Below are 11,187 nucleotides of genomic sequence, written 5' to 3'. Positions count from 1 at the left end.
GGCGGTGAACACCGCCCTGCGGTCCCGGAAAGTCGCAGGGATTGCATGCAGATGTCGATGCGATTGGTTACAGTGAGGCGCTATCCACACCGCTGTATTGCCATCGCGTCAGGCGCTGCATGCAGGCCTGCTCACCACCGGGTCCTTCCATTGAGCCGTTTGCCTTGTCCTTTGCTGCCAAGCCCGCCGCGCCTGTCGCGCCGGGCTTGGCTTGGCATTGGCGCGGCGGCGCTGGGCGTCGGCGTGCTGCGGCCGGTCAGAAAGGCCCTGGCGCTGGATTTCGACGCGGCGCGCATGCAGTCGAGCATGCAGTCGCGCTACGGCGCCAAGGGCGCGCAGGCGCTGCGGCAGTGGCTCGAGATGTTGCAGCAGCAAGCCGGCAAACCCTTGCCGCAGCAGCTGCCAGCGGTCAACCAGTTCTGGAACCGGGCGGTGGTGCAGTCGGACGACAGCGTTCTTTGGGGCCAGCCCGACTACTGGGCGACGCCACTCGAGACGCTGGGCCGCGGCGCGGGCGATTGCGAGGACTATGTGATCGGCAAGTATTTCTCGCTGCTGCGCCTGGGCGTGGCCGAGGAGAACCTGCGCATGATCTATGTGCGCGCGCGCATGGGCGGCGCGGGCAGCACGCAGAGCATCGCGCACATGGTGCTGGGCCACTACGCCACGCCGACGGCCGAGCCGCTGGTGCTCGACAGCATGGTCGATGCGATCATGCCCGCGGGCCAGCGCCGCGATCTGACGCCCGTGTTCAGCTTCAATGCGCAGGGCGTCTACGTGGCGGGCGCGCAGCCCTCGCCGGTCGACCGCATCACGCGCTGGCGCGATCTGCTGGCGCGCATGCAGCAGGAAGGATTTTTGCCATGAATTGCAGAGGACGGGCGCGATGCGCCGGGAGGGTCGCACGATGTCTTTGTTGAAGCAGCTTTTGTTGAGTGTCACCGTGGCCATCGTCGCCATCCTGATCGGCACGCTGGTGTTCAGCATCGATGCTGCGCGCGAGTACCTCGATGGGCAGTTGCAGTCCGAGAGCGAGAACTCGGCCTCCTCGCTGGCGTTGTCGCTGTCGCAGCCCGCGAACCAGGACCCGGTGACGCGCGAGTTGCTGATGATGGCGCTGTTCGACAGCGGACAGTTCCAGCGCATCCGCCTGGCGTCGCCGCAGGGCGAGACGCTGTTCGAGCGCACGCGCGCAACCAGCCCGTCGGGCGCTGCGGACCGTGCGCGCCACCGCACGCCCGGCTGGTTTGCCGATGCGCTGCCGCTGCGCCAGGCGCGTGCCGAGCGCGTGATCAGCGACGGCTGGACCCAGGTCGGGCAGCTCACGCTGGAAGTCGACGACAGCTATGCGCGCGAGGCGCTGTGGAGCAGCAGCGTGCGCATGGCCAGCCTGGTGGTGGGCGCGGGCCTGGCGTGGGCGCTGTTCGTGGTGCTGCTGCTCCAATGGTTCCGCCGCGTGCTGCAGCAGGAGATCGCGGCGCAGGTGCAATCCATCGACGCGGGACAGGGCGTGAAGGCCGCTGGGGGCGGCTCGGACCGGGCCATGGTCGAGGAACTGATGCCGGTGATCGAGGCCATTGCCGCCACGCGCGAGCGCGTGCAGGCAACCTCGATGGAGCAGATGGCACGCATCGAATCGCTGGAACTCGAAGTCAACCGCGACCCCGTCACGCAGCTGCCCAACCGCAAGTACTTCGTCAACGAATTGCGCCGTGCGCTCAGCGGCGCCGATGGCGCGGTGGCGCACGGCCATGTGATGCTGATGCGCCAGCGCGACCTGCTGGCGCTCAACATCCAGATGACGCGCGCCGGCGCCGATGCCTGGCTGGCCGCGGTGGGCGCGCAGGTCGGGCAGGTGCTGCAGGCGCAGGCCGGCAGCGGCATGCAGCTGGCGCGCCTCAACGGCTCGGACTTCGTGGTGCTGATGCCGGCGCTTGCCGGGCCGCAGGCGATGTCGCTGGTGCAGCAGATCCGCGAGGTGCTGCTGTCCACGCGCGTGACGCTGGCGGGCGGCCAATGGTGCCGCTGGAGTTTCGCGCTGACCGATTATTCGGCGTCGAGCAGCGTCACGGGCGTGCTGTCGCGCCTGGATTATGGGCTGATGCGCTCCGAAAGCTCGGGCCAGGCGGATGTCGAGTATGTGCCCTATGGCGATGACGAAGTCGCCTCGAACACCGCCGGCGAGACGCAGTGGCGCGAGATGCTGGCCGAGGCGCTGGAGTCGCCCGAGGCGCTGTCGCTGGCCATACAGCCGCTGGCGCTCAAGGGACCGGCCGGCATGGAGATGCGCAGCGAGGCCTCGCTGATGCTGCGCACCGGGACGGGCGAGGTGCTGCGCGGCTCGCTGATCCTGCCGGTCGCGGTGCGGCTGGGCTTGTCGGCGGTCTTCGATCTGCGCGCGGTGGCGCTGGGGCTGGCCTGGGTGGAGCAGCAGGCCAACTCGGAGCTGGTGATCCGCATCTCGCTGCCTTCCGTCGCGCAAAACGATTTCCTGCCGCGACTGCGCGAACTGCTGCGCGGCCAGCAGGCGCTCTCGCGCCTGTGCCTGGAGCTCGATGCCCACGGCTTGATTGCCTATCCGCAGGAAGTCGCCGACTTCTGCAGCGCGATGGCGCTCGAGGGCGTGGCCGTGGGGCTGCGCCGGCTGGACCAGCAGCCCATGGCACTGGCCCACCTGCATACGCTGGCGCTGCGCTATGTGAAGCTCGGCGGCGACTTCTGCGAACAGGCACTGCACAGCCCGGGTGGCCTGCGCCTGCTGCAGGCCATGGCGCAGACCGCGGCGGCGCTGGGCGTTCAGGTGGTGGTCACCGATGCGGTGAACGCCGAGAGCGCGCGCATGCTGCATGCGCAGCAGGTGATGACGCTTTCGGCATGACAAACGGCAAAAACTTGCGCAGTTTGCCAAAACGCTCGATTTGGCCTGCTATACTTGCGGCTTCAACGACAGGCGCGTAGCTCAGCTGGTTAGAGCACCACCTTGACATGGTGGGGGTCGTTGGTTCGAGTCCAATCGCGCCTACCAAATAACCATTGGTAAAAAGCCTTTCAGATCCACGGTCTGAGAGGCTTTTTCATTGGCGTGGGCTTTTGCTGCGGTATGCATGGTCCAGTATGCGCGCCAGGCTGGAAATGCTGCCGTCGAATTCAAGCTTTGCTCCATCCAGGAACAGTGTCGGTGTGCCCCGGATACCGAATTCCTCGTAGGCCTGCCGGGTCAGCCTTTGCAGGGCTTGAAGCCGGGCCTGATCCTGCATCGCACGGGTAAAGTCCGCGGGGTCCACGCCGGCTTCCGCGGCGACTTGAAACAGCGCCAGCTGCATGTCCTTTGCGGCCATCAGCCGCGCACGCCTGGCGCGCAAATGCGCCAGCATGGCGTCGCGGTGTTCGCTGCCGCGGGCGTCGGCCAGCAGCAAGATCGTGGCATCCAGGGCGCTGTTGAGGATCGGCCGCATGGCAATCCTGAGCCGGCCGCTGTCGACATACCGGGATTTGATCTGCGGCAGCAGTTCCTGCTCGAAACGGATGCAATGCACGCAGGTGGGTGAGGTATAGACGATCAGCGTCGAAGGAGCGTTGCTGGCGCCGATGAAGCGGTCTGGCACGCCGGCCGGCTCCATGAGCGAAGCGGCCACGGCGCCGCCGGCGAGGCCGGCCCACAGGGCCATGAGAAACAGGAATCTGGTGATCATGGTGTCAAAGGAGTGGAAGCCGCCGCCCTGCGGGACTGCCATGCCAGCAGGGCGGCAACGGAAGAAAACAGCACGTTCCAGGCCGCAAGCGAGATCCCGAACACGGAGAAACCAGGTTCCTGGCAGCGCGGCAGTTGCGTGGTCTGAAGTTGCTCAATGAGGTTCGCAGTCGTCGCCGATAGTATGTCGTTAGTCACACTGCATCTATCAGGGCCAACCCATAGATTCCATTGAATTCCCGCGTGATACAGCGAGATCGCGGCACTCGCCGCCATGGCAATGGCGATGAGGCCAAGGCAGGCATGCATGAGCGGCCCCGATGGACGCCGTGTGCTGATCAACAGCACAGTTGCTGCTGGCAGCAGTGCGAGGTAGTAGGGAATGCGTGCCAGGCTGCACAGATGGCAGGGCGGCGCACCCGCAAACACTTCGAGCATCCAGGCCGCCGCCAGCGCAACCGCCACATAAAGGGCTGCGAGCGCGGCGCAGGGGTGAGCCTGTGAGAGGGAGGTGCGGGCAGGCATCGGTCTTTTCTGGCTTTGCAGCCGGTTCTTGCGTGGCGATGCCACCCAGCCGCCACCATCCATGGAACGAAAGGCGCGGCGCGCGCCATCAGGGCCTCGCTGCTGCGCTTTCGCCGGATGGCAAGAGCGCGCCCGCAATGAGTGCCCGCATGCCGTGTTCCAGTTCCAACTCCCTCTCGGCTTCTTCCTGGGCGCGGTCGGCATCGACCATGGGTTCCTGGCCAGCCACCAGCGGCTTGAGCGCCTCAAGGCATGGAGACATGCTGGTACAGGGCCATGCGCGGCCCGGCCTGCGCGGCTCGGCCTGCGCGGCCCGGCCTGCGCGGCCCGGCCTGCGCGGCCCGGCCTGCGCGGCCCGGTCGAAGTCAGGGAGAACGCAATGAACTTTCAGAACTCGTAGCGCATATTGACGCTGGCGCTGCGCGGCGCACCCCAGGTGTACTGCACGCGGCCGAAATCGCGCATGCCGCTGAAGTAGCTTTTGTCGAACGCGTTGCGCACGTTCAGGCTCACGCTCAGCTGGCGATTGATGCGGTAGCGCGCCATCAGGTCGACGACCCAGAACGACGGCTGGACCAGCGCGCCGGCCGTGGTCTGGCTCTGCCAGCGCGTGGCCGCGCCCAGCGTGAGGCCGCTGGCGCCCAGCGCATAGGTGGTGCCCAGCTTGAACTGGTTCTTGGGCAGATAGCGCGTGCTGTCCAGGTTGCTGCTGTTTTGCACATAGCTGCCCTGGGCCTGCCAGCCGCGCGCGAGCTCACCCGAGAGTTCCAGTTCATAGCCGCGCCGCGTCACGCCCGAAACCGAACGGTAGATGCTGATGCCGTCCGGCGTGACTTGCCCGGTGGCTTCTGCCACGTTGTCGGTCTTCATCCAGAAGTACGCCAGGCTGGCATTGAGGCGCTTGTCGAGGAATTCGCCCTTGGCGCCGATCTCGCGCGTCTGGCCTTCTTCGGGATCCAGCGAGCGGCCCTGGGCGTCCATTGCGCTTTGCGGCTTGAAGATGCTGGCATAGCTGCCGTAGAGCGAGATGTTCTCGCTCACATCCACCACCAGGCCTGCGTAGGGCGTGACGACATCGCTTCGCTTGATGTCGAAATTCGAATACGCATAGGGCGTGAGATCGTATTGCTGGTAGCTGGTGATGCGTGCGCCGGCGATCAGTTTCACGGGATCGGCCAGGCTGAAGTTGCCGGCGGCGTAGGCCGAATGCCGGCGCGAGCTGAAGTAGCTGTGGTTGTTCATGGGAATGCTTTCCAGGCCGGCTGGACGCACGATGGCGGCTCCGCCCGCCGCATAGTCGTAAGGGGCGTTGTTGATGCGCTGGCTGCCCGAATAGGTATCGGAGCTGGTGCGCATGGTGTCGGCGCCCAGCAGCAGCTCATGGGTGCGGCCGAACAGCTGCACCGGGCCCTGCAGGTCCAGCGCCACGCTGGTGTTGTCGTTCACATGGTCGCGGGCCCAGCCGATGTCCACCACGGACGGGATGCCGGTGAACCAGATGCCGGTCTCGCCATACGGCTGCTCGGTTTTTTCGTCGCTGGCGCGCAGCCGGGCGCTCCAGCCGTTGCCAAACCGGTGTTCGAGGCTGGCGAACAGCGTGCGCGAGTCCTGCTCGTAGCCTGACCAGGGCGCGCCCACATTGAACGAGCGCGGCTGCAGGCCCAGCGACTGCCCCGTGGCGGCATAGGCCTGGATCATGCTGGTGCTGCCCGCGCCGTAGTACTCGCGGTGGCGCTGCGTGAAGCCGACGTTGAGCAGCGTGCGATCGCTCAGGTCGATGTCCAGCGTGCCGAACAGCGTCTGGTTGCTGCGCTTCGCGTGGTCGCGGAAATCCTTGCCGTCGGCGGCCGCGGCCACGATACGGCCGCGAATGCTGCCGCTGGCGTTGAGCGCACCGCCGATGTCCACGTCGGCCCGGTAGCTGTCCCAGCTGCCCACCCCGGCGCCCACGCTGGCCTTGAACTCCTGCGTCGGGCGCTTGCGGATCATGTTCACGGTGCCGCCGTACTTGCCGTCGCCGCTGACCAGGCCCGACGAGCCCTTGAGCACTTCGATGCGGTCCATTTCCACCATGTCGTCCATGGTGTAAAGCGTCTGCGTGTTCGCATACCAGCCGCTGGCCATCTGGCGCATGCCATCGACCTGCAGGTTGACGCTGTCGCCGCGCACCAGGATGTTGTTGCCGTCGCCCTGGCGGTCGATGGTCACGCCGGGCGTCTGCTCCATGACATCGGTCAGCGTCTCGAGCTTGAAGTCGTCCATGCGCTGGCGCGTCATCACGCTCACCGACTGCGGCGTCTCGCGCAGCGTGAGGTTCAGGCCGGTGGAGGTGCGGCTGGGCCCGGTCTGGGCGTAGCTGCCCGTGCCTTCGGTCGCGCCATCGCGCTGGGCCTGGGCCGTCACGGTGACGGCATCGAGCTGCGCCGCGCGGATCAGATAGGTGCCCGGCGTTGACTGCACGAACTCCAGGCCGCTGCCGCGCAGCAGCTGGCGCAGGCCGTCCGAGAGTTCGAGCTGGCCGCGCACCGCGGGTGCCTGGCGGCCGGCGAGCAGGGCGCCATCGGCGGCAATGGTGACGCCGGCGCTGCGCGCCAGCGACTTGAGCGCGTCGCCCAGCGGCTGGGCCGGCAGGTCGATGGCGAGCGGCGCGGCCCAGGCGGACGCGCACAGCATTGACAGGGCGGCGATGCGCAGGGGACGACCTGCGCGCGAAAACTTCGGCATGGAAAGTGGCTCCTGAGAGGTCATTTGCTCGTCCCGCGGACAAGCCTTCCTGTATGACGCGGATGCCGCCCCAAACCCTGAGCCCGCAAGTGAAAGATTTTTCTCAGCGCGCCGACAGCAGGATCGCGCCGCCCGCGCGCTGCACGCGCACCGCGCCCAGATGCGGCAGCGCGCGCAGAAAATCGTCGATCTGGCGCAGTTGCACCGCGGCGGTGATGCGCGGCATGTGCGTTGCCGGCAACGACTGCACGCGCACCGGCACCGGGTGGTAGCGCGACAGCGTGGCCGCGATCTCGTCGAGCGTTGCCAGCTCGAACACGATGACACCGCACTCGATGGCAAACGCATCCTCGGCGCGCAGGCCGGCCAGGCGCTGCGGGGGGCTTCCGGGGACGGCGCCGTCGAACCACGCACCGACGTCGCCCGCGCGCAGTTCCAATGGCGCCTGGGCGCTGCCGCGCGCGGCCACGCGCACGAGGCCTTGCTGCACGCTCACGCGCACGCTGCCCGGCAGGCGATCGACCGAGAACTGCGTGCCCACCACGGTGATGCGTGCGCCCGCGCAATCGACGATGAATGGCCGCGCGGCATCATGCGCCACGTCGAACAGCGCCTGGCCGCGCAGCAGTTGCACTTCGCGGCCATGGCGGCTGAAACGCACGCCGATACTGGACGATCCGCCCAGGCGCAGCCGGCTGCCATCGGGCAGCGTGAGCGGCGCGGACTCGCCGACACCCGTTTCGCGCGCGAGCACGAACCGGGCTGCATGGGCCGCGCGCCATTGGGAATGCACCAGCCAGCCGAGCACGCCAAATCCTCCAAGCCCCAGCAAGCCATGCGTGAACTGGCGGCGCTGGCGCCGGCGCTGCGCCTGGGCCGCCGAGGCCAGCGCCTGGCTGCGGGAGGTGCTGCCGAAGTCCTGCCACAGCAGATCGAAGCCCGCGTATTCACGCGCGTGATCGGGGTGGGCCTGGAGCCAGGCATCGAAGGCCTGGCGCTCGCCGGGTGCGGGTTGTGCCTCGCGCATGCGCAGGAACCAGCGGGCCGCTTCTTCGCGTGCGCAGCAGGGGGCGGCCCGCTTCACGCAATGACCTGTTCGCGCAGCGCGCGCAGATCGACCAGCGCGCGGATCAGATGCCGCTCCACCGCGTTGAGCGTGATGCCCAGCTGGCGCGCGATCTCGGGCTGGGTCAGCCCCTCGATGCGGCACAGCCAGAACACTTCGCGGCAACGCGGCGGCAGGCCGTTGATCGTGGCCTGCACCGCATTCAGCCGCTGCTGCAGATCGAGCAGGAACTCGGCCGAAGGCGCAGTCAGCAGCGCGGCTTCGGCCATCTCGCCGGGCAGCTGTACGGGATCATCGGGCAAGGCGCACCAGCGCCGCGCTTCGCTGGCATGGTCGGCCAGCACCGACTGCACCACGCGGCGCAGATAGGCGTGCGGGCTGTTGAGTTCGGCATGCCGCCCGCTGAGCGCGTAGCGCACGAAGGCATCGTGCAGCACGTCCTGCGCGCGGTGCACGCAGCGCGTGCTGCGCCAGATCGCCGGCAGCAGCGCCTGGTAGGCCCAGCCCAGGTCGAGGCCGAGCCATACGGGGGAAGCGGTGGAAGTCACGGACAGGAGGATTATCTGTAATGAGAAATATTCTCAATATCGATTATCCATGAATTCGCCGGTCCTGTTGATTCCGTTCCGGCGCTGGTGGCAAGCGCTGCGGTGCTGCCCCTGGCGTATTTACGGCGCTCCGCGCATCTTTCGCCGCGCGCGCTGGCGTCACAGCCCGGGCGTGTACTTCAGTGTGACCATCACATTGCGCGGCTCGCCATAGCTGGCCCCGGTATAGCCGACGTAACCGGGCAGCACATAGCGCTTGTCGAACACATTGTTGACGTTGACCGCGAGATTGAGTTCGCGCGTCGCCTGCCATGACATGCGCAGGTTGGCGACGGTGAAGCCCGCCAGCTTGAACGAGCGGTCATAGCCCAGCGTATGGCTTTGCGTGTTCACGCCGCCGCCCACCGTGAACTGGTTCCAGTCGCCGGGAAGGCGATAGGCCACCCAGGTGCGCAGCATGTGCTTTGGCGTGATGGTGCTGAAGACCTGGCCCTGCTCCTCGGGGTCGCTGAGGAATTCCGTGGTGTTGTAGGTGTAGCCTGCCAGCACCTGCAGATTGCGCAGCACCTCGCCGCTGACCTCGGCCTCGAAGCCCTGGCTGCGCACCTTGCCCGAGTTGCGCGAGCAATACCAGCCGTCGCAGGCAAAGCCGGCGTCCAGGTCGTTGACGGCGCGCTGGCTGTGGTCGTAGCGGAACAGGGCCAGCGAGGCGTTGACGCGGCCGTCCGCCAGTTCGCCCTTGAGACCCAGTTCGTAGTTCTTGCCGATGATGGGGTCGAGCACAGCGCCTGCCGCCGTGCGCTCGGACTGGGGCACGAACACGCCGGTGTAGCTGCCATAGGCCGACCATTGCGGCGTGAGCGCATACACCAGGCCGGCATAGGGCGTGATCTCGCGCGTCGCGGTGGTCTCGGAGCGCGTGCCGGCCGTGCGGTCGTCATAGATCGAGTCGTACCAGCTGGCGCGTGCGCCGAGAATGGCCGTCAGCGGCTCGGTCAGGCGGCTGCGCAGGCTGGCGTAGAGGCCTTTTTGCTGCACGTCGTAGCCGGCGCGGAACTGCCGGCCGCCATCGGCCAGCATGCTTTGCGCGGTGGGCCGGGGGCGGTTGTGGTCGATGGCAAACAGGTTGCCGCCGGCGGTAAAGGTGCGAGCGAACATGTCGTCGGAGGTGTACTTCGAATAGCTGGCGCCGAACGTGGTCTCATGGCGCAGTCCCAGGGCCTCGAACTTGCCGTTCACGAACGCATCGAGGCCGACCTTCTCGGAGTCGAAATCGGTGATCCAGTTGGCGTAGGTCATGCCGCTGCCGTCGGCGGCCACGTCGCCGTGCATGCGCTGGTGGGTGGAGGTGTTCTTCTCGCTCAGGCGCACGGCCGCGATCCTGAGCTTCCAGTCGGCGTTGAAACGGTGGTCGAGATCGGCATAGAGCATGGTCTGCTCGATGCTGCCCTGGTTCCACCAGGCCCCGGTGTAGGTGGAGCGGGGCAGGCCCACGTCGCTGCCATCGGCGCGCAGCGGCACGCCGTAGATCATCGGCCGCGACTGGCTGTCCGAATGGCTCACGCCCACGCCCACGGTGGTGTCGGGGCTGATGTCGTAGTCCAGCGCCGCATACAGCGAAGTGCTGCGGTCGTTGACGTAATCGATGAAGGAATGGCCTTGCGACTCGTCGACCACCAGGCGCCCGCGCAGCGTGCCTTCGTCGTTGAGCGGCCCGCCCGCGTCGAGCTGCAGGCCGTAGCGGTCCCAGGAGCCGGCACGCGCCGTGACCGTGACGGTCTTCTCGGACTGCCCGCGCTTGCGCACCAGGTTGACGGCGCCGCCCGGGCTGCCCGTGCCCTGCAGCAGGCCCGACGCGCCGCGCAGCACTTCCATGCGGTCGTAGAACACCATGCCTTCGGTGCCCCAGTTGCCGAGCGCGTAGTTGTTGCGCGGAATGGCCACGCCGTCGTACTGCCAGTCGTTGATCTCGAAGCCGCGCGCGAACAGCACCATGCCCTGGCCCACGCCCTGGGCGCCGACCATGCCGGTGATGCTGTTGGCGGCCACGCGCAGATCGGTGATGGCCTGCTCGTCGAGCTGCTTGCGCGTCACCACGCTGATCGACTGGGGAATGTCCTTGAGCGCCTGGTTGCCCTTGTTGATGCTCACGGCGCGCACCGCCAGCGAGTCCGAACCTTCGGTGGTGGCGCTGCGCTCGGCGCGCGCCGATACCGTCACCGCGGCCATGGACGCAGCGCTGCCTTCGCGCACCACGGCGGCCTTGCGCAGGACATACAGGCCGTCGCCGCGCGGCTGCGCCTCCAAGCCGCTGCCTGCAAGCACACGGCGCAGTGCTTCCTCGTTGCCATAGCTGCCGCGCAGGCCCGGGCTGCGCAGGCCTTCGACCAGCGCCGGCTCGAACGACAGGCCCAGGCCCGCGGCGGCCGACAGGCGCAGCAGCGCCTCATCGAGCGGGCCGGCGTCGATGGCAAAAGAGCGTTGCGCGGGCGCCGCAGCCGCGGGCGTCGACGCGCCGGGCTGCGCATGCGCGCCGGCCAGGGCGCAGGTGGCCAGCAGCGCGGCCAGGGCCAGCGCCGAGGGCTGGAAACGAAGCAAGGGCTTGGAAGACATTCTTTCCTTTCGTCATGTAT

General features: G+C 67.5%; 9 protein-coding genes and 1 tRNA gene. 3 read left to right on the top strand and 7 right to left on the bottom strand.

Features of this window, described 5'->3' with window-relative positions:
* Positions 1 to 150: 150 nt before the first annotated feature.
* The 3 genes from HUK68_RS11945 to HUK68_RS11935 all read left to right on the top strand — a co-directional run bounded on the left by HUK68_RS11945 (position 151) and on the right by HUK68_RS11935 (position 3,025).
* On the top strand, positions 151 to 867 hold the full coding sequence (locus HUK68_RS11945) for a transglutaminase-like cysteine peptidase (protein WP_390887786.1): 717 nt from the start codon (positions 151 to 153) through the stop codon (positions 865 to 867).
* Between the two features lie 40 nt (positions 868 to 907).
* On the top strand, positions 908 to 2,878 hold the full coding sequence (locus HUK68_RS11940) for a bifunctional diguanylate cyclase/phosphodiesterase (protein ID WP_175504346.1): 1,971 nt from the start codon (positions 908 to 910) through the stop codon (positions 2,876 to 2,878).
* Between the two features lie 70 nt (positions 2,879 to 2,948).
* Positions 2,949 to 3,025, top strand: a tRNA-Val gene (locus tag HUK68_RS11935).
* Positions 3,026 to 3,074: 49 nt separating this feature from the next.
* On the opposite strand, the gene HUK68_RS11930 is transcribed toward HUK68_RS11935, so the two are convergent.
* The 7 genes from HUK68_RS11930 to HUK68_RS11900 form a co-directional block, all read right to left on the bottom strand.
* Positions 3,075 to 3,668, bottom strand: coding sequence for a DsbA family protein (locus tag HUK68_RS11930; protein ID WP_175504345.1), 594 nt, complete (start codon positions 3,666 to 3,668; stop codon positions 3,075 to 3,077).
* A gap of 20 nt (positions 3,669 to 3,688) precedes the next feature.
* Positions 3,689 to 4,216 carry a disulfide bond formation protein B gene (locus tag HUK68_RS11925; RefSeq protein WP_175504344.1) on the bottom strand — a complete coding sequence of 176 codons (528 nt, stop codon included), beginning with the start codon at positions 4,214 to 4,216 and terminating at the stop codon, positions 3,689 to 3,691.
* 88 nt (positions 4,217 to 4,304) lie between these two features.
* Entirely contained in the window at positions 4,305 to 4,478 is a 174-nt protein-coding gene (locus HUK68_RS11920) for a hypothetical protein (RefSeq protein WP_175504343.1), read from the bottom strand.
* A 125-nt stretch (positions 4,479 to 4,603) separates the two neighbouring features.
* Positions 4,604 to 6,940, bottom strand: a complete 2,337-nt coding sequence (locus HUK68_RS11915; RefSeq protein WP_244146154.1) for a TonB-dependent siderophore receptor — start codon at positions 6,938 to 6,940, stop codon at positions 4,604 to 4,606.
* A 103-nt stretch (positions 6,941 to 7,043) separates the two neighbouring features.
* Positions 7,044 to 8,024: a FecR family protein gene (locus HUK68_RS11910; RefSeq protein ID WP_175504341.1), complete on the bottom strand. Its 981-nt coding sequence runs from the start codon at positions 8,022 to 8,024 to the stop codon at positions 7,044 to 7,046.
* Positions 8,021 to 8,554: an RNA polymerase sigma factor gene (locus HUK68_RS11905; protein ID WP_175504340.1), complete on the bottom strand. Its 534-nt coding sequence runs from the start codon at positions 8,552 to 8,554 to the stop codon at positions 8,021 to 8,023. Before HUK68_RS11905 ends, HUK68_RS11910 begins: the two co-directional genes overlap by 4 nt.
* Before the next feature lie 159 nt (positions 8,555 to 8,713).
* Entirely contained in the window at positions 8,714 to 11,167 is a 2,454-nt protein-coding gene (locus HUK68_RS11900) for a TonB-dependent siderophore receptor (RefSeq protein ID WP_175504339.1), read from the bottom strand.
* Between the last annotated feature and the right edge of the window lie 20 nt (positions 11,168 to 11,187).

Source organism: Comamonas antarctica (genome assembly GCF_013363755.1).
Classification (GTDB): domain Bacteria; phylum Pseudomonadota; class Gammaproteobacteria; order Burkholderiales; family Burkholderiaceae_C; genus Comamonas; species Comamonas antarctica.
Note: the sequence above shows the minus strand (reverse complement) of the source record. Positions and strands in the feature narration are given on the sequence as shown.

Bases quoted from the DNA above. Each gene is read 5' to 3' on its own strand.
- HUK68_RS11940 (WP_175504346.1), top strand. From the start codon at position 908: ATGTCTTTGTTGAAGCAGCTTTTGTTGAGTGTCACCGTGGCCATCGTC.
- HUK68_RS11930 (WP_175504345.1), bottom strand. From the start codon at position 3,668: ATGGCCCTGTGGGCCGGCCTCGCCGGCGGCGCCGTGGCCGCTTCGCTC.
- HUK68_RS11925 (WP_175504344.1), bottom strand. From the start codon at position 4,216: ATGCCTGCCCGCACCTCCCTCTCACAGGCTCACCCCTGCGCCGCGCTC.
- HUK68_RS11920 (WP_175504343.1), bottom strand. From the start codon at position 4,478: ATGTCTCCATGCCTTGAGGCGCTCAAGCCGCTGGTGGCTGGCCAGGAA.
- HUK68_RS11915 (WP_244146154.1), bottom strand. From the start codon at position 6,940: ATGCCGAAGTTTTCGCGCGCAGGTCGTCCCCTGCGCATCGCCGCCCTG.
- HUK68_RS11900 (WP_175504339.1), bottom strand. From the start codon at position 11,167: ATGTCTTCCAAGCCCTTGCTTCGTTTCCAGCCCTCGGCGCTGGCCCTG.